The sequence below is a fragment of the Stenotrophomonas sp. FBCC-B152 genome (genome assembly GCF_059134105.1).
Genome location: NZ_CP101442.1, coordinates 1205597 through 1228634, shown reverse-complemented (window position 1 = coordinate 1228634; position 23038 = coordinate 1205597). Strand labels below are relative to the sequence as shown.

26 protein-coding genes are annotated in these 23038 nt (G+C 67.2%); 9 read left to right on the top strand and 17 right to left on the bottom strand.

The annotated features are described in order from the left end of the window. Positions 1-83 precede the first annotated feature (83 nt). A complete protein-coding gene (gene upp / locus NMB40_RS06025) occupies positions 84-719 on the top strand; it encodes a uracil phosphoribosyltransferase (RefSeq protein ID WP_068851060.1) in 636 nt (211 codons plus the stop codon). 54 nt (positions 720-773) lie between these two features. On the opposite strand, the gene NMB40_RS06020 is transcribed toward upp, so the two are convergent. The 6 genes from NMB40_RS06020 to rsmD form a co-directional block, all read right to left on the bottom strand. After that, complete coding sequence (locus NMB40_RS06020; protein WP_494360449.1) at positions 774-1661, bottom strand: MBL fold metallo-hydrolase; 888 nt, start codon at positions 1659-1661, stop codon at positions 774-776. Between the two features lie 80 nt (positions 1662-1741). Continuing rightward, positions 1742-3487, bottom strand: coding sequence for a gamma-glutamyltransferase (gene ggt / locus NMB40_RS06015; RefSeq protein ID WP_494360448.1), 1746 nt, complete (start codon positions 3485-3487; stop codon positions 1742-1744). After that, positions 3484-3765 carry a YfhL family 4Fe-4S dicluster ferredoxin gene (locus tag NMB40_RS06010; RefSeq protein WP_068851051.1) on the bottom strand — a complete coding sequence of 94 codons (282 nt, stop codon included), beginning with the start codon at positions 3763-3765 and terminating at the stop codon, positions 3484-3486. The genes ggt and NMB40_RS06010 overlap by 4 nt, the downstream gene beginning before the upstream one ends. Before the next feature lie 126 nt (positions 3766-3891). Continuing rightward, positions 3892-4383 (bottom strand): hypothetical protein, encoded by a 492-nt coding sequence (locus tag NMB40_RS06005; RefSeq protein WP_494360447.1) that lies wholly within the window; start codon positions 4381-4383, stop codon positions 3892-3894. A gap of 45 nt (positions 4384-4428) precedes the next feature. Then, positions 4429-4938 (bottom strand): pantetheine-phosphate adenylyltransferase, encoded by a 510-nt coding sequence (gene coaD / locus NMB40_RS06000; protein WP_068851045.1) that lies wholly within the window; start codon positions 4936-4938, stop codon positions 4429-4431. A gap of 7 nt (positions 4939-4945) precedes the next feature. Beyond that, a complete protein-coding gene (gene rsmD / locus NMB40_RS05995) occupies positions 4946-5551 on the bottom strand; it encodes a 16S rRNA (guanine(966)-N(2))-methyltransferase RsmD (protein ID WP_494360446.1) in 606 nt (201 codons plus the stop codon). 161 nt (positions 5552-5712) lie between these two features. On the opposite strand from rsmD, the gene htpG reads away from it, so the two are divergent. The 4 genes from htpG to NMB40_RS05975 all read left to right on the top strand — a co-directional run bounded on the left by htpG (position 5713) and on the right by NMB40_RS05975 (position 10491). After that, positions 5713-7611, top strand: a complete 1899-nt coding sequence (gene htpG, locus NMB40_RS05990; protein ID WP_494360445.1) for a molecular chaperone HtpG — start codon at positions 5713-5715, stop codon at positions 7609-7611. Between the two features lie 199 nt (positions 7612-7810). After that, entirely contained in the window at positions 7811-9100 is a 1290-nt protein-coding gene (ftsY, locus tag NMB40_RS05985) for a signal recognition particle-docking protein FtsY (protein ID WP_494360444.1), read from the top strand. Then, on the top strand, positions 9100-10218 hold the full coding sequence (gene mutY, locus NMB40_RS05980) for an A/G-specific adenine glycosylase (RefSeq protein WP_494360443.1): 1119 nt from the start codon (positions 9100-9102) through the stop codon (positions 10216-10218). The genes ftsY and mutY overlap by 1 nt, the downstream gene beginning before the upstream one ends. A 3-nt stretch (positions 10219-10221) precedes the next feature. Continuing rightward, positions 10222-10491, top strand: coding sequence for an oxidative damage protection protein (locus tag NMB40_RS05975; protein ID WP_214901428.1), 270 nt, complete (start codon positions 10222-10224; stop codon positions 10489-10491). Between the two features lie 11 nt (positions 10492-10502). On the opposite strand, the gene NMB40_RS05970 is transcribed toward NMB40_RS05975, so the two are convergent. The 10 genes from NMB40_RS05970 to NMB40_RS05925 form a co-directional block, all read right to left on the bottom strand. After that, positions 10503-10961, bottom strand: a complete 459-nt coding sequence (locus tag NMB40_RS05970; RefSeq protein WP_282248078.1) for a DUF6491 family protein — start codon at positions 10959-10961, stop codon at positions 10503-10505. Positions 10962-11047: 86 nt separating this feature from the next. Further along, positions 11048-11761, bottom strand: a complete 714-nt coding sequence (lolD, locus tag NMB40_RS05965) for a lipoprotein-releasing ABC transporter ATP-binding protein LolD (RefSeq protein ID WP_068851023.1) — start codon at positions 11759-11761, stop codon at positions 11048-11050. After that, positions 11754-12995, bottom strand: a complete 1242-nt coding sequence (locus tag NMB40_RS05960) for a lipoprotein-releasing ABC transporter permease subunit (RefSeq protein WP_282248077.1) — start codon at positions 12993-12995, stop codon at positions 11754-11756. Before NMB40_RS05960 ends, lolD begins: the two co-directional genes overlap by 8 nt. Before the next feature lie 34 nt (positions 12996-13029). Further along, positions 13030-13365, bottom strand: coding sequence for a hypothetical protein (locus NMB40_RS05955; RefSeq protein ID WP_494360442.1), 336 nt, complete (start codon positions 13363-13365; stop codon positions 13030-13032). 52 nt (positions 13366-13417) lie between these two features. Then, a complete protein-coding gene (locus NMB40_RS05950) occupies positions 13418-13666 on the bottom strand; it encodes an FAD assembly factor SdhE (RefSeq protein ID WP_494360441.1) in 249 nt (82 codons plus the stop codon). 71 nt (positions 13667-13737) lie between these two features. Beyond that, positions 13738-14523 (bottom strand): succinate dehydrogenase iron-sulfur subunit, encoded by a 786-nt coding sequence (locus tag NMB40_RS05945; RefSeq protein ID WP_282248074.1) that lies wholly within the window; start codon positions 14521-14523, stop codon positions 13738-13740. Between the two features lie 84 nt (positions 14524-14607). Continuing rightward, positions 14608-16398 carry a succinate dehydrogenase flavoprotein subunit gene (sdhA, locus tag NMB40_RS05940; protein WP_282248073.1) on the bottom strand — a complete coding sequence of 597 codons (1791 nt, stop codon included), beginning with the start codon at positions 16396-16398 and terminating at the stop codon, positions 14608-14610. Between the two features lie 30 nt (positions 16399-16428). Further along, positions 16429-16815 carry a succinate dehydrogenase, hydrophobic membrane anchor protein gene (gene sdhD / locus NMB40_RS05935; RefSeq protein WP_494360440.1) on the bottom strand — a complete coding sequence of 129 codons (387 nt, stop codon included), beginning with the start codon at positions 16813-16815 and terminating at the stop codon, positions 16429-16431. Then, positions 16812-17204 carry a succinate dehydrogenase, cytochrome b556 subunit gene (sdhC, locus tag NMB40_RS05930; RefSeq protein ID WP_282248071.1) on the bottom strand — a complete coding sequence of 131 codons (393 nt, stop codon included), beginning with the start codon at positions 17202-17204 and terminating at the stop codon, positions 16812-16814. Before sdhC ends, sdhD begins: the two co-directional genes overlap by 4 nt. 57 nt (positions 17205-17261) lie before the next feature. Beyond that, positions 17262-17435 carry a DUF1674 domain-containing protein gene (locus tag NMB40_RS05925; RefSeq protein WP_282248070.1) on the bottom strand — a complete coding sequence of 58 codons (174 nt, stop codon included), beginning with the start codon at positions 17433-17435 and terminating at the stop codon, positions 17262-17264. Between the two features lie 39 nt (positions 17436-17474). On the opposite strand from NMB40_RS05925, the gene ygfZ reads away from it, so the two are divergent. After that, entirely contained in the window at positions 17475-18338 is an 864-nt protein-coding gene (gene ygfZ / locus NMB40_RS05920) for a CAF17-like 4Fe-4S cluster assembly/insertion protein YgfZ (protein ID WP_494360439.1), read from the top strand. Between the two features lie 74 nt (positions 18339-18412). Here the strand turns inward: ygfZ and NMB40_RS05915 are convergent, their stop codons facing one another. Then, the gene (locus tag NMB40_RS05915; protein ID WP_494360438.1) at positions 18413-19507 is read right to left on the bottom strand and encodes an ABC transporter ATP-binding protein; all 1095 of its coding nucleotides are present in this window, start codon (positions 19505-19507) and stop codon (positions 18413-18415) included. 332 nt (positions 19508-19839) lie between these two features. On the opposite strand from NMB40_RS05915, the gene zwf reads away from it, so the two are divergent. From zwf to pgl, 3 genes are read left to right on the top strand one after another with little or no spacing between them, the layout of a single operon-like run. Then, entirely contained in the window at positions 19840-21279 is a 1440-nt protein-coding gene (gene zwf, locus NMB40_RS05910; RefSeq protein ID WP_336618878.1) for a glucose-6-phosphate dehydrogenase, read from the top strand. Beyond that, positions 21276-22283 (top strand): glucokinase, encoded by a 1008-nt coding sequence (gene glk, locus NMB40_RS05905; RefSeq protein ID WP_282248212.1) that lies wholly within the window; start codon positions 21276-21278, stop codon positions 22281-22283. The genes zwf and glk overlap by 4 nt, the downstream gene beginning before the upstream one ends. After that, entirely contained in the window at positions 22280-23005 is a 726-nt protein-coding gene (gene pgl, locus NMB40_RS05900) for a 6-phosphogluconolactonase (protein ID WP_282248211.1), read from the top strand. The genes glk and pgl overlap by 4 nt, the downstream gene beginning before the upstream one ends. Positions 23006-23038: the final 33 nt, after the last annotated feature.

The window sequence follows — 23038 nt, the reverse complement described above, 5'->3', positions numbered from 1 at the left end:
ATGGGCACCTTCAGGGGCGGACTATGGCCGGCCATGGCACCGGTGCGGCAAAATGGCGATCTCCCCGTTTTGTTGGCATTCCCATGAAAATCGTCGAAGTTCGCCACCCGCTGGTGCAGCACAAGATCGGCCTGATGCGCGATGCGTCCCTGAGCACCAAGGACTTCCGCGAGCTGGCCAACGAGCTGGGCGGCCTGCTCGCCTACGAGGCCACCGCCGACCTGGACACTGAAGCGCACACCCTTTCCGGCTGGGCCGGCCCGGTGACCGTGCAGCGCATTGCCGGCGCGAAGATCACGGTGGTGCCGATCCTGCGCGCCGGGCTGGGCATGCTCAGTGGCGTGCTGTCGCTGATCCCGGCGGCGCGGGTCAGCGTGGTCGGCCTGCAGCGCGATGAGGAAACCCTGCAGCCGGTGCCCTACTTCGAGCGCCTCACCGGCCGCCTGGAAGAGCGCGACGCGCTGATCCTGGACCCGATGCTGGCCACCGGCGGCACCCTGATCGCCACCATCGACATGCTCAAGCGCGCCGGGGCACGGCGGATCAAGGGTATTTTCCTGGTGGCGGCGCCGGAAGGCATTGCGGCCGTGCAGGCGGCGCACCCGGACGTGGAGATCTTCACTGCCGCGATCGATGCACGGCTCAACGAGAAGGGCTACATCCTGCCGGGCCTGGGCGATGCGGGCGATCGCATTTTCGGGACCCGCGTGGCCGGCTGAATCCGGCGTCGATCCGACATTCCGAGGGACACGCATGGCGTGTCCCGCGCGCTGTCAGGCCAGGGCGCGGGCCTTCAATTCACCCTGTTCGTGGGCGGTACCGAACCGCCCTTTCTCGTCCCGGGTGACCTGGGCCAGCGCGCATTCGGGGTCGTGGGTAAAGAACAGGTGCACGTTGCGCGCCAGTTTGTCTTCGAGGAAGCTGCGCTTCTCGTCGATCAGCAGTTCGGCGTTGCGGTCGTAGCCCATGGTGATCGGCACGTGCACCCATGAACGCCCCGGAATCAGGTCGGCACAGAACACCACGCCACCGCGCGGCTCGCCCTGCACCTGTTCGGGGCCGACGATCTCGGCCAGCATCAGGCCCGGGGTGTGCCCATCGCTGAAGCTGAAACGCACGCTGTTGCCCAGCGTGCGCGAATACGGCCCCCGCACGATCTCCAGCCGCCCACTGTCCTGCAGCAGCTGCGGCAGTTCGGGAATGAAGCTGGCGCGGTCACGCGGATGCGGATGCAGCGCGCGTTCCCAGTGTTCGGCACCGACCAGGAAGGTCGCGTTGGGGAACAACAGCTCCGGCGCGCGGCCTTCGCTCCACGGCGCCAGCAGGCCTCCGGCGTGGTCGAAATGCAGGTGGCTGAGCACCACCACGTCGATGTCCTCGTGCTCGAAGCCGGCTTCGCGCAGCGATTCGATCAGCACATGGCTGGGTTCCTGCACGCCGTAACGGTCACGCAGCTTCGGCTCGAAGAACGCGCCGACACCGGTTTCGAACAGCACCGTCTTTCCGGCCAGCGGGCTGGCCAGCAGTGCGCGGCAGGCCAGTTCAATCCGGTTGAGATCGTCGGGTGCCGCCCATTTTTCCCAGACCGCACGCGGCGCATTGCCGAACATCGCGCCGCCATCGAGCTTCTGTGAGTTACCGCGGATGGACCATAGTTTCATCGGTAAATTATCCGGCGGGCCGCGTTAATAATTCGCTATCCGCCGGCATGAAAAAACCCCGCCGCAGCGGGGTTTTCGTTCTACTTTGCCGCCGCCGGTTCGACGGCGCCGGAGCCGACCGGGTTGCGCGGATCGCTGCCCACGCTGAGCTGGTTGCTGCGGCGGTTCCATTCCACCGTCTGCAGGTTGCCCCACACGTGGCTGGAACCGCGCCCACCTTCGGCGCTGTCCCCGGGCAGGTCGATCTTGTGGCCCATCGCCTGCAGCTGCTTGATGGTGCCCGCATCGAACGCACCGGTTTCCGCCTCGATCACGTCCGGCAGCCACTGGTGGTGGAAGCGCGGCAGCGCGGCAACCTGCTGCGCGTCCAGGCCATCGTCATAGCCCAGCACGCCCAGCAGCACCATGGTGATGATGCGGCTGCCGCCCGGGGTGCCCAGCACCACGACCTTGTCGGCCGATTCCATGAAGGTCGGGGTCATCGAGCTGAGCATGCGCTTGCCCGGCTTCGGCGCGTTGGCCGCATAGCCCATCACGCCGAACGCATTGGGCGTGCCCGGCTTGAGCGCGAAATCGTCCATCTCGTTGTTGAGCAGCACGCCGGTGCCCGACGGAATCAGGCCCGAGCCGTACAGCAGGTTCACCGTCTGGGTGGCGCCGACGCGGTTGCCCTGCTGGTCGATGATCGAGAAGTGGGTGGTCTCGTCGTCTTCCAGCGGCGTCGGGTTGCCCGACAGCAGGTCGCTCGGGGTGGCCTTTTCCGGGTGGATGGTGGCGCGCAGGCCCTGGGCGTAATCGCGGCTGGTCAGCACCTTCTGCGGAATCTGCACGAAGTCCGGGTCGCCCAGGAAGAAGGTGCGGTCACGGAACGCGCGGCGCATCGATTCCACCACCAGGTGGGTGCGGTGGGCCGGGTCCATCGCCTTCAGGTCCCAGCCTTCCAGGATCTGCAGCATCGATGCCAGCGCGATGCCACCGGAGGACGGCGGCGAGGCGGTGGTGATCTTCCAGTCGCGGTAATTGAACACGATCGGTTCGCGCTGCTTGACCCGGTAACCGGCCAGCTCGTCGGCCGTCCAATTGCCACCGGCCTGCTTCACCCCGGCCAGCAGCAGCTTGCCGGTCTGGCCCTTGTAGAAGCCGTCGAAGCCGCCTGCGGCCAGGCGCTCCAGCGTCTGCGCCAGCTCCGGCTGCTTGAACACATCGCCTTCGGCGATCGGCTTGCCGTTGCGCAGGTACACCTCGCGCGTTCCGGGGTAACGCTCCATCACTTCACGGCGCGAGGCATAGCCCTTGGCCATGCGCGCATACACCGGGAAACCTTCGCGGGCGATGCGGATCGCCGGGGCCAGCGATGCCTGCAGCGGCAGCTTGCCGTGCTTGGCCGACAGCTCCACCAGCGCCGCCGGCAGGCCGGGAATGCCGGCCGACCACGGGCCGTTCACCGAACGATCGCGGTCCAGCTCGCCCTTGCTGTCCAAGAATGCTTCGGGGGTCGCGGCGGCCGGCGCGGTTTCGCGCGCGTCCAGCATCACGTCCTTGCCGGTGCTGGCATCGTGCAGCAGGAAGAACCCGCCGCCGCCCAAGCCGGAGCTGATCGGCTCGACCACCGCCAGGGTGGAGGACACCGCCACCGCGGCGTCGAACGCGTTGCCGCCCTTGGCCAGGATTTCCATGCCCGCTTCGGTCGCCAGGTGATGGCCACTGGCGATGGCGACGCCTTCAGGATGTGCGGCCAGCGTGGCCTGCGGCGCAGGCTCGGCGGCCCACAGGGCCGGCGTCCACAACAGGAGCAACAGCAACCAGCGACGGGAGGGGGTGTTCATTCGGGCGCAGACTCCACATAGAGTTCGGGATGATCGCGCTGGAGCCCATGCAGCTTGGCCAGCAGCGCTTCCTGGGTTTCGGGAATGTCCGGATCGGGATCGATGCATTCCACCGGGCAGACGACCACGCACTGCGGTTCGTCGAAATGCCCCACGCATTCGGTGCAGCGTGCAGGGTCTATCACGTAGATGGTTTCACCCATCGAGATGGCCTGGTTGGGACAGGCGGGCTCGCATACGTCGCAGTTGACGCAGAGCTCATTGATTTTCAGCGACATGGCGTTACTCCACGCCAGTGCCGGCAGAGGAAAACCGGCCTGCGCAGCTGCGCGGGCCGGTCAACGGCGGCGTCCACGAAGGACGCCGCCCGGGCCGCGCGCAGGGCGCGGCCGCCATGGCACGGCTTACTTGGCTTCGACGAAGATGTACTCGGCGCCGGTCGGCTGGACGATCGACTGGACACGGGCGTTGTCGGCCGCCTGGCCGATGAACACCACGCGCACACCCTTCATCGAGTCGGCGGACACGTCCTTGAACACGGCCTGGATCATGTCGGCCATCTTGCCCGAGGCGGACGAACCGAAGGCCAGCATGTTGCCCGGCTGCACGCCACGGGCGACAGCAGCAGTGGCGCTCTCGACCTGGCGGTCGTACTTGGCCTGGAACTCCGGATCCGATTCCGGGGACAGGTAGTACAGGAACGGGCTGTTGGTGATGTTGCCCATGTTCTGCACGGCGACGGCCTGCAGGTACTTCTTCCAGCCCGCATCGTCATCCTTGGACGGGGCGACGAGCGCCTGCTGGGCATCGGCGACCGGTGCGGCTTCTTCCTTCTTGCAGGCGGTGAAGGCCAGCGCGAACGACGCGATCAACATGGCACGCATGGTGTTGTTCATGGAGTCTCCCTCTTGGTGATGCTTGGTATGTGTGGGTCTTGGGGTTTACGTGGGGCCAGACTTCGCTTCGCGGACCTTGCGCAGCGCCTCGAGCACCGAGGCCGGCACGAAGCCGGACACGTCGCCGCCAAGACGGGCGATCTCGCGGACCAGCGAGGACGAAATGAAGCTGTGCTGCTCGGCCGGGGTCAGGAACAACGTCTCGACCTCCGGAATCAGGTGGCGGTTCATGCTGGCCATCTGGAACTCGTATTCAAAATCGGACACCGCGCGCAGCCCGCGCAGCAGCACCCCGCCCTGCTCGGAGCGCACGAAATGCGCCAGCAGGGTGTCGAAACCGCGCACTTCCACGTTGCGGTGGTGGGCCAGCGCATCGCGCGCCAGCGACACCCGCAGCTCCAGCGGCAGCGAAGGCCCCTTGGACGGGCTCTGCGCCACGCCGACCACCAGCTTCTCGAACAACGGCGCGGCCCGGTTCACCAGGTCGATGTGACCGTTGGTGATCGGATCGAAGGTGCCCGGGTATACGGCGATGCGGCGGTTGGCTACGGTCATGCGGAAGCTACGCGTTCTGATCTGGTGAAAGTGTAGCAGTGGCGCGCCTGTACAGGGCAAAGCGGACCTCGCGGGTGCCGCCCTCCCGGTGCAGCAGCCAGCCCGGCGGCAGGCGCAGGGTCTGGCCGGCCGGGGACTCCAGGTACAGCCATGCATCGGCGGCCAAGTGCGGCCCCAGCCCGGCCAGCACGGCCTCCCACAGCCCATCGGCGAACGGCGGGTCGATGAAGGCGATGTCGGCCAGCCCCGACGGGCGCTGGCCCAGCCAGTGCAGCGCATCGCCCTGCACCACCTCGATCTGGCCCTGCGCGCCCAGCCTGGCCACCGATTCGCGCAGCTGGCGGGCCAGCGCGACATCGCGCTCCACCAGCGTGGCCTGGGCTGCCCCGCGCGACACCGCCTCCAGCCCCAGCGCACCGCTGCCGGCGAACAGATCCAGCACCCGGGCACCGCCCAGGCGCGGCATCAGCCAGTTGAACAGGGTCTCCCGGACCCGGTCGCTGCTGGGCCGCAGGCCCGGCGCCAGCGGCACCGGCAGCTTGGTATTGCGCCATTTGCCGCCAATGATGCGGACCTGGCCGACGGCAGTCGATGCGGAAGAGCGTGCTTTCATGCGTGAAGAATACCGTAACGGTCACCAACCGCCCGCGACGCACCGTCGGCCTCCCAGCCCGTAGCAACTGAAACGCTGACGCCTTGAAAACGGGACAATCCGTCCTTACCCCTTGTGCAGCCGCCGCGCCGGGCGCGGTACCGTCCAAGGAGCACTCCCCGATGACCGAGCAGACCCAAAAAGAAACCCTGGGCTTCCAGACCGAGGTGAAGCAGCTGCTGCAGCTGATGATCCACTCGCTGTACTCCAACAAGGAAATCTTCCTTCGCGAGCTCATCTCCAACGCCGCCGATGCCTCGGACAAGCTGCGCTTCGAAGCGCTGACCCAGCCGGGCCTGCTCGAAAACGACGGTGAACTGCGCATCCAGGTCAGCGTCGACCCGCAGGCGCATACCCTGACCATCGACGACAACGGCATCGGCATGAGCCGGGATGAGGCGATCGCCCACCTGGGCACCATCGCCAAGTCCGGCACTGGCGACTTCCTGCGCCAGCTGTCCGGCGACCAGAAGAAGGATTCGCAGCTGATCGGCCAGTTCGGCGTCGGCTTCTACAGCGCGTTCATCGTGGCCGACCAGGTCGATGTCTACTCCCGCCGCGCCGGCCTGCCCGCCAGCGAGGGCGTGCACTGGTCCTCGCGTGGCGAAGGCGAGTTCGACGTCGAAAGCATCGACAAGCCCGAGCGCGGCACCCGCATCGTGCTGCACCTCAAGGACGACCAGCAGGACTTCGCCGATGCCTGGCGCCTGCGCGGCATCATCAAGAAGTACTCGGACCACATCGGCCTGCCGATCCAGATGGTCAAGGAACACCACGGCGATGACGCCCCAGCCGAAGTCGAGTGGGAAACCGTCAACCGCGCCAGCGCGCTGTGGACCCGCCCGCGCACCGAGATCAGCGACGCCGAATACCAGGAGTTCTACAAGCACGCCGCGCACGACCACCAGGACCCGCTGGCGTGGAGCCACAACAAGGTGGAAGGCAAGCTCGAGTACACCTCGCTGCTGTACGTGCCCGGCCACGCGCCGTTCGACCTGTACCACCGCGACGCGCCCAAGGGCCTGAAGCTGTACGTGCAGCGTGTGTTCGTGATGGACCAGGCCGAGCAGTTCCTGCCGCTGTACCTGCGTTTCATCAAGGGCGTGGTCGATTCCAACGACCTGTCGCTGAACGTGTCGCGCGAAATCCTGCAGTCCGGCCCGGTCATCGATTCGATGAAGTCGGCGCTGACCAAGCGCTCGCTGGACATGCTGGAGAAGCTGGCCGCCGACAAGCCCGAGGTGTATGCCGGGTTCTGGAAGCAGTTCGGCCAAGTGCTCAAGGAAGGCCCCGCCGAAGACTTCAACAACCGCGAGAAGATCGCCGGCCTGCTGCGCTTCGCCTCCACCCATGACGCCAGCGGCGAGCAGAGCGTTTCGCTGGCCGACTACATCGGCCGCATGATCGAGGGCCAGGACAAGATCTACTTCCTGACCGGCGACAGCCACACCCAGGTCAAGGACAGCCCGCACTTGGAAGTGTTCCGCAAGAAGGGCATCGAAGTGCTGCTGCTCACCGACCGCATCGACGAGTGGCTGATGGGCTACCTGACCGAGTTCGACGGCAAGTCGTTCGTGGATGTGGCGCGTGGCGACCTCGACCTGGGCGCGCTGGAAACGGCCGAAGACAAGCAGGCGCAGGAAGAGGCCGCCAAGGACAAGCAGGGCCTGGTCGAGCGGATCAAGGGCGCGCTGGGTGATGACGTGGCCGATGTGCGCGTGTCCCACCGGCTGACCGATTCGCCGGCCATCCTGGCCATCGGCGAACAGGACCTGGGCCTGCAGATGCGCCAGATCCTGGAAGCCAGCGGCCAGAAGGTGCCCGACAGCAAGCCGGTGTTCGAGTTCAACCCGGCCCACCCGCTGATCGGCAAGCTGGACCAGGAAGCCGATGCCGCCCGCTTCGGCGACCTCAGCCGGGTGCTGTTCGACCAGGCCGCGCTGGCGGCCGGCGATACACTGAAGGACCCGGCGGCCTACGTGCGCCGGCTCAACAAGCTGTTGCTCGAACTGTCGGCCTGAGGCGCCGTACCCACCAACGGTGGGTACCTACCGCCCGGGTCGAGGCGGCGTACGTACCCACCAACGGTGGGTACCTACCGCCTGGTTCGAGGCGGCGGTAGCGCACGACCGTTGGTCGTGCGCGCCGTGTCGCGCGTTTCCACGCGGGCCGCACAGACCCGGGTGATAACATAGCCCCCTGATTTCAGCGCCGAATCCAATGCTCAGCTTCTTCCGTCGCAAAAAGCCCCAGGACGCTCCGCAGGACGCGCCCAAGACCCAGCACTACTCGGCTGAAGAGCTGGCCGCGGCGTTCCCGTCGGCCGCGCCCGTCGATGAACCGGCGGCCCCGGCCATCGAACCGGCTGCCGCTCCGTCGGAACCGGTCATCCCGGACACGCCCCCGGTAGCGCCGGCCGTTGGCCGGCAACCTGCGCCCGCCGACCTTCCGGCCCCGGTGCTCCCCGTCGAAGCACCGCCTGCCCCGATCCACGCCCCCACCCCGGTCGTGGTCGCTACCGAAATCGTCCAGGAAGCCGCGCAGCCGCTGGCCTCGCCCGCCGCCGCCGACGAGGCCGCTCCGGCCGCGCCCGGCAAGACCGGCTGGCGCGACCGCCTGCGCAACAGCGTCATCGCGCGCAGCTTCGGCGGCCTGTTCTCCCGCAACCCCAAGCTCGACGACGACCTGCTGGATGAGCTGGAAACCGCCCTGATCACCGCCGATGTCGGCGTGGGTGCCACCACCGCACTGGTGGAAGGCCTGCGCAAGCGCATGAAGGCGCGCGAATTCACCGACGCGAACGCGCTGCTGAAGGCGCTGCGTGCCGACCTGATCGCGATCCTGCAGCCGGTCTCCCGCCCGCTGGTGATCGACCGCAGCGCCAAGCCGTTCGTGATCCTCACCGTGGGCGTCAACGGCGTCGGCAAGACCACCACCATCGGCAAGCTGGCCAAGCGCTTCAAGGACGATGGCCACAGCCTGATGCTGGCCGCCGGCGATACCTTCCGCGCCGCCGCCGTGGCGCAGCTGCAGGCCTGGGGCGAGCGCAACGGCGTGGCCGTGGTGGCCCAGGGCCAGAACGCCGATGCCGCCTCGGTGGCATTCGATGCGCTGCAGGCCGGCAAGGCGCGCGGCACCGAAGTCCTGATCGCCGATACCGCCGGCCGCCTGCATACCCAGGGCGGGCTGATGAACGAGCTGGGCAAGATCCGTCGCGTGCTGGGCAAGATCGATGAAAGCGCGCCGCACGAGGTGCTGATGGTCATCGACGGCACCACCGGCCAGAACGCACTCTCGCAGCTGCGCCAGTTCCATGCCGCGGTCAACGTGACCGGCCTGGTGGTGACCAAGCTGGATGGCACCGCCAAGGGCGGCGTGGTGTTCGCGCTGGCGCGCGAATTCGGCATTCCGATCCGCTTCGCCGGCATCGGCGAGCGCCCGGAAGACCTGCGCGTGTTCGACCCGGAAGCGTTCGTGGATGCGTTGCTGCCGGAAGCGCTGGGCGGTTGATGGCGCCCGCCATCGCCGACGCGTTCGTCGAGCGGCTGCTGCCGTGGTTCGACGGCCATGGCCGGCATGACCTGCCCTGGCAGCATCCGCGCACGCCGTACCGGGTGTGGCTGTCGGAAATCATGCTGCAGCAGACCCAGGTCGCCACGGTCATTCCGTACTTCCTGAAGTTCCTCGGCGTGTTCCCCACCCTGCCCGACCTCGCCGCCGCCAGCAACGACGCGGTGATGGCGCAGTGGGCCGGGCTGGGTTACTACGCCCGCGCGCGCAACCTGCATGCCGCGGCGCAGCGCTGTGTCGCGCTGCACGGCGGCGAGCTGCCGCGCGACGTCGATGCACTGCACGCCCTGCCCGGGATCGGTCGCAGCACCGCCGGCGCGATCCTCAGCCAGGCCTGGAACGACCGCTTCGCCATCCTCGATGGCAACGTCAAGCGCGTGCTCACCCGCTACCACGGCATCGAGGGATTCCCCGGCCTGCCGGCGGTGGAGAAGGTGTTGTGGGCGCTGGCGCAGCTGCACGTGGAGCATGTCCCCGGCGGCCGCCTGGCCGATTACACGCAGGCGCAGATGGACCTGGGCGCCACGGTCTGCACCCGCAGCCGGCCGGCCTGCGTGATCTGCCCGCTGCAGGACGACTGCGTAGCGCGCCGCGAAGGCCGCAGCGAGCAGCTGCCCACCCCGAAGCCCAGCAAGGTCCTGCCCGAACGCGAGGCGGTGGCGCTGCTGCTGCGCGATGCACAGGGCCGGGTGCTGCTGCAGAAGCGCCCCGACACCGGCATCTGGGCACAGCTGTGGACGCTGCCGCAGGCCGACAGCGGCGCCGCGCTGCAGGACTGGTTCGATGCGCATGTGCGCGGTTCGCTGGAAGATGCCGAGGAACTGCCGGTGCTGCAGCACACCTTCAGCCACTACCGCCTGCACCTGCAGATCCTCGCGCGGCGGGTGGACGGGTTGCGCAGTGACGACCCTGGCCTGCGCTGGGTCCCGGTGCAGGAGCTGCCCAGCCTGGGCCTGCCTGCACCGATCCGCAAGCTGCTTGAAAACGGCAGTGTTCCGCCCGTTCCCGCCGCACGCCGTAAACTACGTGCTGCAACGACCTTGAAGAACATCGAGTAGCCCATGCCCCGCACCGTTTTCTGCCAGTACGAACAACGCGACACCGACGGCCTGGATTTCGTGCCGTATCCCGGCGAGCTGGGCCAGCGCATCTTCAACGGCATCGGCAAGACCGCCTGGGCCGCGTGGCTGGCGCACCAGACGATGCTGATCAACGAAAACCGGCTGTCGCCGCGCGATCCGAAGCATCGCGCGTTCCTGGAGGAAGAACTGGTCAAGTACCTGTTCAGCGGTGGCGCCGAGAAGCCGGCCGGGTTCGTTCCCGAGGCCTGATCGGGGCCCCATCATTCCGCCGGCGGTGTTTGCCCCGCTTCGCGCTCCTGCACCTGCGCCTGGCGCATTTCCTGTTCCGAGGAGCGCAGCGCCTTGACGTCGAGCGGGCGGATCGAGCCGATGAAGCACGGCACGCTCGGGCCGTGGTTGGGATCGCGGACCAGCACCCGGTCGAAGCGCGATGACACCTGGCCGGTCTGGCTGGTCAGCCCGATCGCGGTGGCGTAACTGAGCCCGTAGCACGGACCGCGCAGCTCAATGAGGTAGGCCTCGCTGGGGCGGGTCCACACCGCCAGCGCGCTGTCGCCCAGCTCGGTCCAGCCGTTGAGCGAGCCGAAGTAGCGCATCGACGGTTGCGGCGGGCCCGCGTGGGCACGATATAGCTCCAGGCGTTCGGCGCTGGTCAGCCGGCCGGTGGCGCAACCGGCCAGCACCAGGCCCATTGCAACGATGGCGATAAGCGTCTTCATGGCACCTCCGCGATGGGGAACAAGGCGATCATGCACCCGCCGCCGCCGGCCCGCAGGCACGGGCTGGCGGCTGTTCAGCTGCCAGCTCAGACCTCGGCGTGGGCCAGGGCGTGCAGCCGGCCTTCGCGCAGTTCCAGCACCCGGTCCAGCTTGCGCGCCAGGCTGCGGTCGTGGGTCACCAGCACCAGGCTGGTGTGGTGGGCCCGGTTGAGGTCCAGCATCAGCTCGAACACGGTGGCGGCGGTCTTGTCGTCCAGGTTGCCGGTGGGTTCGTCGCCCAGCACGCAGGCCGGGCGGTTGACCAGCGCACGGGCCACGGCGGCCCGCTGGCGCTCGCCACCGGACAGCTCGCCCGGCTTGTGCTCCAGGCGATGGCCCAGGCCCACCGATTCCAGCAGCGCCTTCGCGCGTGAGCGGGCATCGGCCACCTCCTCGCCCCCCAGCAGCACCGGCATCATCACGTTTTCCAGCGCGGTGAATTCGGGCAGCAGGTGGTGGAACTGGTACACGAAGCCCAGCGCGCGGTTGCGCAGGCGGCCGCGCTGGCTGTCGGACAGCGACGACATCTGGTTGCCGGCCACGAACACTTCGCCGGCCGTCGGCGTATCCAGTCCGCCCAGCAGGTGCAGCAGCGTGCTCTTGCCGGCGCCGGAGGCACCGATGATGGCCACCGTCTCGCCGGCGGCCACGCTCAGGTCCAGGCCGTTGAACACCGGGGTCTGCATGCGGCCTTCGGCGTAGGTCTTGGCCAGCCCCTGCGCGCGGATCACTTCGTCGCCGCGGTTGATCGGCTCATTCATAGCGCAGGGCCTCCGCCGGCTGGGTGCGGGCAGCGCGCCACGCGGGGTACAGGGTCGCCAGGAAGCTCATGACCAGCGCGATGACGGTGATGATGACGATGTCCGGGGTCTGCATGTCGGTCGGCAGGCCGGTGATGTAATACACGTCTTCGGGCAGCAGCTTGACGTTGAACAGCGTCTCGATCGCGCCGAGGATGCGCTCCAGGTTCAAGGTCAGGGTGATGCCGCCGACCACGCCGAGCACGGTACCGAAGATGCCGATCAGCGAGCCCTGCACCATGAACACCTGCATCACCCCGCCCGGGGTCAGGCCCAGGGTGCGCAGGATCGCGATGTCGGCCTGCTTGTCGGTGACCAGCATCACCTGCGAGGACACCAGGTTGAACGCACCCATGGCGATGATCAGCGAGAGCAGGATGCCCATCACCACTTTTTCCATGCGCAGCGAGTGGTACAGGTTGGCGTTCTGCTGGGTCCAGTCGCTGACCCGGTAGCCGCCGCTGAGGTTGTGGGCCAGGTCCACGCCCACGTCCAGCGCCTTGTCCATGTCATGCAGCTTCAGGCGTACGCCGGTGACCCCGTCCATGCGCAGCACGCGCTCCAGGTCGGCCATGTTGGCGTAGGCCACGCCGCGGTCGATTTCGTTGTAGCCGGCCTCGAAGATGCCGCTCACGGTGAAGCGCTTCAGCCGTGGCATCGCGCCCATCGGAGTGCCCTGTACTTCGGCCAGGGTCACCAGCACGGTGTCGCCGACGTCCACGCCCAGCCAGATCGCCAGTTCCTGGCCGACCAGCAGGTTGTAGCTGCCTTCCTTCAGGCTGTCGAAGCTGCCCTTCTTGAGCTTGGTGTTGATCACCGACACCGCCGGCTCCAGCGCCGGGTCGATGCCCTGGACGATGGCCCCCTGCACCCGGGCGCCGCTGAGCATGGCCTGGATCTCGATGTACGGCGCGGCGCCGGCCACGCGTGGATCCTTGTGGGCCACGTCCACCGCATGCTGCCAGTTCGCCATGGGCGCGCCGTCGGCGGTGATGGTGGTATGCGCGGTCATCTGCAGCAGGCGGTCGCGGATTTCCTTCTGGAAACCGCTCATCACCGCCAGCGTGGTGATCAGCACGGTCACGCCCAGCGCGATGCCGAGGATCGAGGCCATGGAGATGAAGGAGATGAAGCCGTTGCGGCGCTTGGCCCGCAGGTAGCGCAGGCCGATGGCTACTGGTATGGGTTTGAACATGCAGGTACGCCGGTCAATTCAGCCTATGGTGCCATCACGGAGGTGAACGCGGAATGGGACGGGCCTGGATCGCCAGTCGCAGTTCACGTCGGCGCGGCGGTGGAAGGGTGTCGGGCCAGAACAGGCAGGCCTGGCGGCGGCCGTGCTGGCGCCAGCTGAGCTGCAGGAGCGGGCCGCGGTCATGCAGTGCAAGGGCATCCACCGGCTGGCCATCGACCAGGGCCGGGGCGTCACCGGCGGGGATGACGAAGGCACGCGGGCGGCGGCGGGCATGCCGCCAGCCCTGCCAGGCCGTCCCTGCCCCGGCCGCCAGGCCCAGCGGCCACTGCGCGGCGCCCGGCAGCGCGCTGGCCGTGGCTACCCACGGCATCAGCAGAGCAAACAGTACGTGCGCGGCGATCTGCCAGCGCGAGGGGTGCCACTCAAGCCGGCAGGGCGCGGATCCGGGCGATGAGGGCGGCGAGATCGGCATCCGGGCATTCCTCGTAACCCATGAACCAACGCCACAACTTATCGTCTTCGCAGTCGAGCAGGCGCAGGAAAACCTCGCGCTCGTGGGTCGGTGCAGTGGCCCATTGGCGGTCGAGGTAACGCTCGAACAGCTGGTCCAGTTCGCGCATGCCGCGGCGGCAGCGCCAGCGGAGCTTCTTGAGGAGGGTGGCTTCGTCCATTTCGGGTTCCCAGATATGGCAAAGCCACGCAATGCGTGGCTTCGCCGGTTTCGATCATTTCCGCGAAGAAATCAGGCGCGGCGCGCCATCATGAGCTTCTTGATCTCGGCGATCGCCAGCGCCGGGTTCAGGCCCTTCGGGCAGGTGCGGGCGCAGTTCATGATGGTATGGCAGCGGTACAGCTTGAACGGGTCTTCCAGGTCGTCCAGGCGCGCACCGGTGTCTTCGTCGCGCGAGTCGACGATCCAGCGGTAGGCCTGCAGCAGGATCGCCGGGCCCAGGTAACGTTCGCCATTCCACCAGTAGCTCGGGCAGCTGGTCGAGCAGCACGCGCACAGGATGCACTCGTACAGGCCGTCCAGCTTCTTGCGGTCTTCCGGCGACTGCAGGCGCTCACGGTCCGGCGGCGGCGGGGTCTGGGTGCGGATCCACGGCTTGATCGAGGCGTACTGCGCGTAGAAGTGGGTCAGGTCCGGTACCAGGTCCTTGATCACGCTCATGTGCGGCAGCGGGTAGATCGGCACTTCGGCCTTGCCGCAGTCGGCAATGGCGCGGGTGCAGGCCAGCGTGTTGGTACCGTCGATGTTCATCGCGCACGAACCGCAGATGCCCTCGCGGCACGAACGACGGAAGGTCAGGGTCGGGTCGATCTCGTTCTTGATCTTGATCAGCGCGTCCAGGACCATCGGGCCGCACGTGTCCAGATCGATCTCGTACGTATCGGTCCGCGGGTTGCTGTCGTCGTCAGGACTCCAGCGGTAGATCTTGAAGGTGCGCGCGTTCTTCGTGCCGCTCTTGGCGGGGAAGTGCTTGCCCTTTCCGATCTTGGAATTCTTGGGGAGGGAAAACTCGGCCATGGCTGTTCTCGTTGGCTCAGGCGGCTCGCGCTGCAGGGCAGGCGCGGCTGGCTCGGAAGGTGAGGAAGTCGATCCGCATGGCGCTTAGTAGACGCGCGGCTTGGGCGGGACCACGTCCACGTCCTTGCTCAGCGTGTACATGTGCACCGGGCGGTAATCGAAGCTGCACTTGCCGTTGTCGTCGACGTTGACCAGCGTGTGCTTCTGCCAGTTGACGTCGTCGCGGTCCGGGAAATCCTCGTGCGCGTGCGCGCCGCGGCTTTCCTTGCGCTGTTCGGCCGAGTTGATCGTCGCCACCGCATTGAGCAGCAGGTTGTTCAGCTCGTAGGTTTCGATCAGGTCCGAGTTCCACACCAGCGAACGGTCCGACACCTTGACGTCCTGGAAGGAGTCGAAGATCTCCGACATCTTGGCGCAGCCCTCTTCCAGCGTCTTGCTGGTACGGAACACCGCTGCGTCGTTCTGCATGGTGCGCTGCATGCGGTCGCGGATGACCGAGGTCGGGGTGTCGCCGTTGGCGTAACGCAGCTTGTCCAGCAGGCCCAGCGCCTTGTCGCACGAATCCGACGGCAGGGTCTTGTGCGGCTGGCCCGGCTTGATGGTATCGGCGCAGCGGTTGGCCACCGCACGACCGAACACGACCAGGTCGAGCAGCGAGTTGGAGCCCAGGCGGTTGGCGCCGTGCACCGACACGCAGGCCGCTTCGCCGATGGCGTACAGGCCCGGCACCACGGCATCGGGGTTGTCGCCGACCTTGCGCACCACTTCACCGTGGTAGTTGGTCGGGATGCCACCCATGTTGTAGTGCACGGTCGGGATGACCGGGATCGGCTGCTTGTGCACGTCCACGCCGGCGAAGATCCGCGCGCTTTCGGCAATGCCCGGCAGCTTGTCGTCGATCACGCCCGGGCCGAGGTGGGTCAGATCGAGCAGGATGTGGTCCTTGTGCTCGCCGACGCCGCGGCCTTCGCGGATTTCGATGGTCATCGAACGCGACACCACGTCGCGCGAGGCCAGGTCCTTGTAATGCGGTGCGTAGCGCTCCATGAAGCGCTCGCCGTTGCTGTTGCGCAGGATGCCGCCTTCGCCGCGCACGCCTTCGGTGATCAGGCAGCCCGCACCGTAGATGCCGGTGGGGTGGAACTGCACGAACTCCATGTCCTGCATCGGCAGGCCGGCACGCATGACCAGACCGCCGCCGTCGCCGGTGCAGGTGTGGGCCGACGTAGCGCTGAAGTAGGCACGGCCGTAGCCGCCGGTGGCCAGCACCACGCCATGGGCGCGGAACAGGTGCAGCGAGCCGTCGGCCATGTCCAGCGCGAGCACGCCGCGGCAGACGCCTTCCTCATCGAAGATCAGGTCGAGCGCGAAGTACTCGATCATGAAGCGCGCGTTGTGCGCCAGCGACTGCTGGTACAGCGTGTGCAGCATGGCGTGGCCGGTACGGTCGGCGGCGGCGCAGGTGCGCTGCGCGGACGGGCCTTCGCCGTACTTGGTGGTCATGCCGCCGAACGGGCGCTGGTAGATCTTGCCGTCTTCGGTACGGCTGAACGGCACACCGTAGTGTTCCAGTTCGATGATGGCCGGAATCGCTTCGCGGCACATGTATTCGATGGCGTCCTGGTCGCCCAGCCAGTCCGAGCCCTTGATGGTGTCGAAGAAGTGGTAGCGCCAGTCGTCTTCACCCATGTTGCCCAGCGCGGCGGAAATACCGCCCTGCGCGGCCACGGTGTGCGAACGGGTCGGGAAGACCTTGGTCAGGCAGACCGTCTGCAGGCCCTTGGCGGCCAGGCCGAACGTGGCACGCAGGCCAGCGCCGCCGGCGCCCACCACGACCATGTCGTATTTGTGTTCCGTAATCTTGTAAGCGGACATCTACTCTGGATTCCTGTCTTGGTGCCTGACTCAGGCAACGCCGAGCGCAATGCGGGCGACCGCAAAAACACTGACGATCGCGCCCAGCACGGCAATGAACTTCACCGTGGTCTGCAGCGCCAGGGCCAGCAACGAATTATGGATGTAGTCTTCCAGCACGACCTGCAGGCCCAGCTGGGCGTGCCAGAACATGGCCACCAGGAAGCCCACCAGCAGCACCGCGTTCCACGGCTTGGACACCGCGTCGGCGGCGGTCACGTAATCAGCGTTGACCAGGCCCAGCACGAAGATGAGGAACCAGATGGTCAGCGGGACCAGCGCGGTGGCGGTCAGGCGCTGCATCACGAAGTGCTCGGTGCCGGTCTTGGCGGCGCCCAGGCCACGCACGTTCTTGAGCGGGGTACGGAACTTGCTCATGCGGTGGCTCCGAGGAAGACGTAGGCCCAGACCAGCGCGGTGATCACCAGGCTGGCGAACACCGAGATCCAGCTGCTGCGCACGAAGGCGGGAATGCTGAAGCCGATCGCGAAGTCCTGCACGATATGGCGCAGGCCATTGCACAGGTGGTAGGCAAACGACCACGTCCATGCGAACAGGAACAGCTTTCCATACCAGCTGCCGGCGTGGCCGGTGAAGCAGTTCCAGGATTCAGGACCCATCATCAGGGCGAGCAGGCCGCCAGCGATGATCAGGGCTCCAACAGACAGAAAGATGCCGGTGGCTCGATGCAGGATCGAGGTGGCCATCTGAATCTGCCAGCGATACACCTGAAGGTGCGGGGAAAGGGGACGTTCTCTGGCGGCCATTCGCTGGGCTCGTTGTCTCGGCTGGGCGGCACAATTGCCGCGTTGGCTCAATGCTGATCAGAAATCGATGCAGCGTCCGTTTTTTTCCCAATCCCCATACCGCACCGGATCCAGTCCGCCGCGGCCACCGATCTCCACAGGCACCACCGGCGTATCGGCGAGCGGCTGCTCCTCCGGTACCAGCGGGGCTTCAGGATCGATATCGGGAGTGGGGGTTGTTTGGCCTATCATGGGTGGTCTCGCAACGCACAAATTTTAGACCCCGTTCACGTGCCTGACAACCTACCCTTCGATTTCAGTGGTTTTCCGCGCCTTTCCGGTCACGCGCTGCTCAGCCTGCGCGGTGTGGAAGCGGCGGCGTTCGCCCATGCCCAGTTCGCCAGCGATGTCACTGCCCTGCCCCTGCGGCACTGGCAGTGGAGCGCCTGGCTGAGCGCCAAGGGCCGCACCCTTGCTGTGTTTCAGCTGCTTCGGCTGGACGAAGAACATGTCCTGCTGGTGCTGGCCGATGGCGACGCCGATGCGATTGCGTCGCAGTTACAGCGCTTCGTGTTCCGCCGCAAGGTCAAGATCGAGGTGCGCACCGGTCTGGCGGTGGCCGGCAGCTTCACCGCGCCGGAAGCGGCGTCTGGCGCAGCGATTGCGCTGGAGGGCGATGCACTGGAGCTGGATGTGGGCAGCGATGCGTTGCCGCGCACCCTGAAGATCGCCCCCGCGCCGGCGGATGCAGCGCCGGCCGATGCCGCGTTCGACCTGGCCTGGCGCCAGTCCGACCTGCGCTATGGCGTGCCGCGCCTGGCCGCCGACCAGCGCGAACAGTGGACCCCGCAGCAGCTGGGCCTGGACCGGTTGAACGGCTACAGCGTCAAGAAAGGCTGCTACCCGGGCCAGGAAATCGTGGCGCGCACCCATTTCCTGGGCAAGGCCAAGCGCGCCCTGCAGTTGCTGCGCGTGGCCGATGGCAGCGCCAGTGGGGCGAAGGTCGAGCAGAACGGCGCGGCGGTGGGCACCGTGGCCAGCGTGGCCGGGGACCTGGCGCTGGCGGTGTTGCCGCTGGAGATGGCCGAGGGCGCATTGAGCGTTGGCGGCATGGAAGCGCATGGCGTTCCGTTGCTGGAAGGCCTGGCCCGCTAGGCCAGCCGGGCGCGTCGCGCAGCCACGCAGGGCGTGGCTCTACCGATCATCATTCCATTGGGCACCACGACGCATCACACGTCGTGGTTCAAGCGCTCGCCGGTTTCGGCATCGAAGAAATGCAGCCCCTGTGGCTGGATCGCCACGCGGATGGTGCCGCCCACCGCCGGCAAGGCCTGCGGTGCCACGCGCATCACCAGCGCCTGGTTGCCGTGGGTCATGTTGACGAAGATCTCGTTGCCGACCGGTTCGATGCCATCGATGGTGGCCTCGAACGCGGTGGCATCGCCCGCCGCAGCCGGCTGCAGGTGCTCCGGGCGCACGCCAACGGCCAGCGTGCGGCCAATCCACGCAGGATCGATCGTCGCCTCGCCCAGCGGCGCACGCAGCGCCGCCTCGCTGACCACCATCCCGCCTTCGCCGCGTTCCAGCGTGCCGCGCAGCACGTTCATCGCCGGGCTGCCGAGGAAGCCGGCCACGAACAGGTTGGCCGGGCGGTCGTACAGCGCCATCGGCGTGTCGATCTGCTGGATCACCCCGTCCTTGAGCACCACGATCCGCTGGCCCAGGGTCATCGCCTCGACCTGGTCATGGGTCACGTAGATCATGGTGGTGCCCAGCTTGCGGTGCAGCTGCGCGATTTCGGTGCGCACGCTGTGGCGCAGCTTGGCATCCAGGTTCGACAGCGGCTCATCGAGCAGGAACACCGCCGGTTCGCGCACCAGCGCACGCCCCAGCGCCACGCGCTGGCGCTGGCCGCCGGACATCGCCTTGGGCAGCTTGTCGAGCATCTCGGTCAGGCCCAGCGTCTGCGCTGCTTCGTTCACGCGCTTGGCGATGGTCGCCTTGTCGTGGCCGCGCAGCTTCAGGCCGAAGGCCAGGTTCTCGGCCACGGTCATGTGCGGGTACAGCGCATAGCTCTGGAACACCATGGCGATGTCGCGGTCTTTCGGCGCCACGTCGTTGACCACGCGGTCGCCGATGCTCAGCGTGCCACCGCTGATTTCCTCAAGGCCGGCGACCATGCGCAGCAGGGTCGACTTGCCACACCCCGACGGTCCCACCAGGACCATCAATTCCCCATCGGCTACTTCAAAGGTCGCGCCCTGGACGGCCACCTGGCCGTTGTCGTACACCTTGCGCACGCCCTGCAACTGCACTTTTGCCATATCACCCATTCCAGTCCGCCCGCTGCCGGGCTGTTGATGCGGAACTGCCTTCGGCCCTCCCGATGGCAGGTCGATGGCGTGGTGCCGCATGACGGCGACCACTGCAATCGAATACAGTCTGCTCATTCTGCCATGTAAACGTTTTCACGTGGCAGTATCCAATGGTCGGTCATGACCGCGTCGCTGTCGGGGCGTGTCATGCCCCATGATGGGCGGGCCCGCGCCTGTTCATGTTGCGACTGCAGCAACCGGACACCGCGGCCAGCCTGACCCCCGAGAACATAGACGAGAAGCGATTGACAACGATGTCACCCGGATCTGAAACTCGAGCGATGCACGATACCCTCTTCCTGTTTGGCGCCACCGGCGACCTCGCCCAGCGCTACCTGTTCCCTTCGTTGCTGCGCCTGCTGGGCGATGGCCTGCTGCCGGAAGACTTCAAAGTCCGCGCACTGGCACTGTCCCCGCACGACACCGACGCCTTCCGCCAGATCCTGCGCCCGCGCCTGCAGCAGGCGATGCCGGCGGCCAGCCTGGACGACATCCAGTCGCTGCTGGACCGCATCGACTACCGTTCGGTGGACCTGCGTGATCCGCAGTCGGTGGCCGACTCGGTCAGCGACCTGGTGGATCGCAGATGCGTGAGCTACCTGGCCATTCCGCCGGGCCTGTACATCTCCACCTGCGAGGGCCTGGCCCTGGGTGGCGCACTGGCCGCGCCGGCGCGCCTGATGCTGGAAAAGCCGATCGGCAGCGACAGCGCCAGCGCCGAACAGATCCTGACCACCATCGGCCAGTGGATCGACGAAGACCGCGTGTTCCGCCTGGACCACTACCTGGGCAAGGCGGCGGTGCAGAACCTGATCGCACTGCGCTTCGGCAACACGCTGCTCGAAGCGGTGTGGAACCGAAACTACATCGAATCGGTGCACATCCTGGTCGCCGAAAGCGAAGGCGTGGATGGCCGCGACGCCTACTACGCGCGTTCGGGCGCGCTGCGCGACATGGTCCAGAGCCACATCCTGCAGCTGCTGTGCCTGGTGGCGATGGAACCGCCGGCGTCGCTGGAAGCCGACCGCATCCGCGATGAGAAGGTCAAAGTGCTGCGCGCCCTGCGCCCGCTGGATGCCAAGCATGCGGCGCGCGACAGCGTGCGCGGCCGCTACACCGCCGGCACCATCAACGGCCAGCCCGCGCAGGCCTACCAGCCGCCGGAAGGCAGCGATGTGGAAACGTTCGCCGGGGTCACCGCGCATATCGACAACTGGCGCTGGTCCGGCGTGCCGTTCCACCTGGTCACCGGCAAGCGCCTGGCCGAGCGCACCACCCGCGTGGTGGTCAACCTCAAGCCGGTCACGCATTGGCTGTTCGAGCGTCCCGACCGCGCCAACGCCACGCCCAACCGCATCACCTTCCAGCTGCAGCCGCAGGAAAACATCGAGCTGGGCCTGATGAGCAGCCTGGCCGGCCCGGAATGGGGCGCGCTGGAACTGCACCCGCTGGAGCTGGAACTGTCCGTGCCGACCGGCCTGCACCGCCGCATCGCGTACGAGCGCCTGTTCCTGGATGCCTTCAACGGCAACCATGCGCTGTTCGTGCGCGACGATGAAGTGCGCGCGGCCTGGGCCTGGATCGACAGCGTCAGCGATGCCTGGAAGGAAGCGCAGCTGCCGCTGCAGCCCTACCCGGCCGGCGAATGGGGCCCGGAACAGGCGTTCGGCTTCCTGCCCGCCGACGTCGATGCCGAGGCCAACCGCAAGGATCGCGCATGACGGTGTCGACCCAACCGGCGCTGGTGGCCGATATCGGGGGCACCAACGCCCGCTTCGCACTGGCTGACACCAGCCTGGCCGCGCCGCTGCTCAAGGACAGCATCCGCGAGTTCGTGGTGGCCGATTTCCCGTCGCTGGGCGATGCCGCGCGGCATTACCTGGAGCAGATCGGTGCCGAAGCACGCCGCGGCGTGTTCGCCGTGGCCGGCCGCGTCGATGGTGACGAGGCGCGCATCACCAACCACCCGTGGGTGATCTCGCGCATGCGCACCGCGCACATGCTCGGCTTCGATGACCTGCACCTGATCAACGATTTCGCCGCGCAGGCGATGGCGATCTCGCTGCTGCAGCCGCAGGACGTGGTCCAGGTCGGTGGCGCGGCGTGGGTGCCGGGCCAGCCCGGCCAGCCGCGCAACTATGCGGTGATCGGCCCGGGCACCGGGCTGGGCGTGGGCGGGCTGATCCTGCGCCACGGCCGCTGCTACCCGCTGGAAACCGAAGGTGGCCACGTCAGCTTCCCGCCCGGCACGCCGGAGGAGATCCGCATCCTGGAGATCCTGTCCGAGCAGTTCGGCCGGGTCTCGAATGAACGCCTGATCTGCGGGCCGGGCCTGGTCAACATCCATCGCGCGGTGTGCGAGATGGCCGATGTCGACCCGGGCCAGCTGCAGCCGGTGGACGTCACCGCGCGCGCCCTGCACGGCGATCCCCAGGCGATGCGCACGGTGGACCTGTTCTGCGCGGTGTTCGGCGCCATTGCCGGCGACCTGGTGCTGATCCAGGGCGCATGGGACGGCGTATTCCTGACCGGCGGGCTGGTACCGAAGATGCTCGATTCGCTGCAGCATTCCGGCTTCCGCCAGCGCTTCGAACACAAGGGCCGGTTCTCGTCGATCATGGCCCGGGTGCCGTCGCTGGCGGTGATGCACCCGCACGCGGGCCTGCTGGGCGCGGCCGCCTACTCGGCCGATCTCGAACGCGACCTGCCAGGAGGCGCCGCATGAATGCACTTGAAGAAACCAACCGCTTCACCCTGATCCGCCACACCGATGCCGATGCGTGGATCGAAACGATCGCCGCCGAAATGGCGCAGATCCTCAACCATGACATCGGCGCTGCGGGCCGGGCCCGGATGCTGCTGTCCGGCGGCACCACGCCGGCGCCGGTGTACCAGGCGCTGGCCGAACTGGACGTGCAGTGGGACCGGGTGGAAGTGAGCCTGGTCGACGAGCGCTGGCTGTCACCGCAGGACCGCGACAGCAATGCATGGCTGGTTCGCCAGAGCCTGCTCAACCGCGCCGAGGGCGCGCACTTCGATCCGCTGGTGCGGGTGGGCAAGCCGTTGCCGGAATGCGTCTACACCGCCAACCTGCAGGCGCAGCACACCGAGGCACCGTCGCTGGCCGTGTTCGGCATGGGCAATGACGGGCATACGGCTTCTTTGTTCCCAGGCTCCAAGGACCTGGCCCGCGCGCTGGAAAGCACCCTGCCCTACGCCGCGCTGGATGCCACGGGTTGCCCCGGATCGAACCAGTGGCCGCTGCGCATCACACTGACGCCGCACGGCATGCGCCAGTGCCGCCAGCGGCTGCTGCTGCTGCGTGGCAAGCAGAAGCTGGAAGTGCTCAAGCAGGCACTGGAAAGCAACAACGCAGCGCTGTATCCCATTCTCAACGCGATCGATCTCGATGGCCGCCCGAAGCTGCGCATCCACTGGTGCGACTGATTCGATGCCGCTGTCATTCCGTTCGCCCTCTCA